This is a genomic window from Streptomyces sp. NPDC058534 (assembly GCF_042717365.1).
In the GTDB taxonomy this organism is placed as follows: Bacteria; Actinomycetota; Actinomycetes; order Streptomycetales; family Streptomycetaceae; genus Streptomyces.
Genome location: NZ_JBHXNW010000139.1, coordinates 1 through 1546 on the forward strand (window position 1 = coordinate 1; position 1546 = coordinate 1546).

Consider the following 1546-nt stretch of genomic DNA (forward strand, 5'->3'; position numbering starts at 1 on the left):
CTTGACCCCCCCCCCCACCGGGGGCGGCGCCCGCGCCGCGTCCTCTGCCCCCCCCCCCCGCGGGCCGCGGGGCCCCGCCCGCCCGCCCGCCCCGGGTCCGGATTCCACGGCCGGCGCCACGTCCACCCGCCGGCCGGTGCACTCCCCCCCACCACCACCGACCGACAGGAGTCGCCCAGCCATGACCACAGTCAGAGCGACCGGGCTCGTCGCCAAGTCCTGCGCCTCGGTACTCGCCGGCGGACTGATCGCGATGCTCTCGCCCTCCGCCGCCGTCGCCGCACCCGAGTACTCGACCTCCGAAGCCGGCAACCCCTTCGTCGACGGCTGGTACGCCGACCCCGACACCGCGCGCTACGACGGGCGCTACTGGGTGTTCCCGACGACCTCGAAGAGCTACGCCGAGCAGACGTACCTCGACGCGTTCTCCTCGACGGATCTGGTCCACTGGACCAAACACAGCGAGGTCCTGAAGACGGCCGACGTCTCGTGGGCGAAGTACGACACGCCAACGTCGTCAAGCTCAACCGGGACATGACCAGCCTCGGCACCTTCGCCGACGGGTCGACGTACAAGGAGATCACCCCGGCGGACTACGTCGAGGGACCCCAGATGTTCGAACGGGGCGGCAAGTACTACCTGATGTGGTCCGAGGGCGGCTGGACAGGACCCGACTACTCGGTGTCCTACGCGATGTCGGACTCACCGACCGGGCCCTTCGAGAAGATCGACAAGGTGCTCGCCCAGGACCCCGCGGTCGCCAAGGGATCCGGGCACAACTCCGTGATCAACGTGCCGGGGACCGACATCTGGTACATCGTCTACCACCGACGCCCGCTCGGCGAGACCGACGGCAACCACCGCCAACTCGCCTACGACCGGATGTACTTCAATCCAGACGGCACCATCCGGCGCATCCAGATGGGCGTGAAGGACAACTTCGCCGACGGGAACGCCCTCGGCTGGCGGACCTACGGCGGTTCCTGGTCGGTCGCCGGCGGACGCTACCGGGCGGGGCACTCCATGGGCGGCAAGGCTCTCCTCGACACCGACTTCGCCGACTTCACCTACGACGCCGACGTGCGCCTCGGCTCGGGCGGCGGCGACGCGGGCCTGACCTTCCGGGTGACCCGGCCGTCGGTCGGCGTGGACGGCTACACCGGGTACTACGCGGGCATCGGCCGGGGCGGCAAGGTCGTGCTCGGCCGGGTCGCCGACTCCTGGACACCGCTGCGGACCGCGCACACGTCCCTCGCCCCCGGATCCACCCACCGGGTGAGGGTCACGGCCGTCGGTCCCTCCATCAAGGTGTACGTGGACGACATGACGACGCCGAGGATCTCCGTCACCGACGGTATGTACCGCAGCGGTGCCAACGGCGTCCGGGTCTTCGACACCGGTGCCTCCTTGGACAACGTGGCGGTCGGCCCGGTCCGCTGAAACATCCGGGGGGCGGGGGGGGGGGGCCGCCGCGCCCCCCGCGGGCGGGGTGGGCGCAGGCCAACGCGTCAGCTCTCGTGTAAGTACACAGACACCCCAGCGCGCG

General features: G+C 70.9%; 2 protein-coding genes. Both read left to right on the forward strand.

Translation table 11 applies throughout. The annotated features are described in order from the left end of the window. The first annotated feature begins 181 nt into the window (after positions 1 to 181). Positions 182 to 538 (forward strand): family 43 glycosylhydrolase, encoded by a 357-nt coding sequence (locus ACFWR9_RS41585; protein ID WP_383852565.1) that lies wholly within the window; start codon positions 182 to 184, stop codon positions 536 to 538. Then, positions 490 to 1440, forward strand: coding sequence for a family 43 glycosylhydrolase (locus ACFWR9_RS41590; RefSeq protein ID WP_383852566.1), 951 nt, complete (start codon positions 490 to 492; stop codon positions 1438 to 1440). Before ACFWR9_RS41585 ends, ACFWR9_RS41590 begins: the two co-directional genes overlap by 49 nt. The last annotated feature ends 106 nt before the right edge of the window (positions 1441 to 1546 follow it).

Excerpts from the sequence above, each read along its gene's own strand:
- ACFWR9_RS41585 (WP_383852565.1), top strand. The coding sequence starts at position 182 with ATGACCACAGTCAGAGCGACCGGGCTCGTCGCCAAGTCCTGCGCCTCG.